Raw genomic sequence first — 253 nt, 5'->3', positions numbered from 1 at the left:
CGATACATTACCGCCCGTCGATGGCCGTGCCGAGCGCTGGGGACGCAGTGTCTACCATTGCCCCGACTGCCACGGCTATGAGTTGTATGAAGGCAACATCGGCGTGCTCGGCTGCGCCAAGGATGGTGGCGTCGGGCTGGCGCTGCTGCTGTGCGACTGGGGAAAGATCACGCTGTTCTGCCCGGACCCTGGCAGCATCGATCCCGAAAAGCGCGAGCGGCTCGATGCATGCGGCGTGGTGATCGAATCGACC

1 pseudogene is annotated in these 253 nt (G+C 64.0%); it reads left to right on the top strand.

Annotation, left to right across the window (positions count from 1 at the left end):
• Positions 1–253: pseudogene (locus ACQG3P_RS20795) on the top strand (thioredoxin reductase); the annotation flags it as partial.

Source organism: Stenotrophomonas sp. SrG (assembly GCF_050031795.1).
GTDB lineage: Bacteria > Pseudomonadota > Gammaproteobacteria > Xanthomonadales > Xanthomonadaceae > Stenotrophomonas > Stenotrophomonas rhizophila_A.
This window is presented reverse-complemented; position numbering and strand designations above follow the sequence as displayed.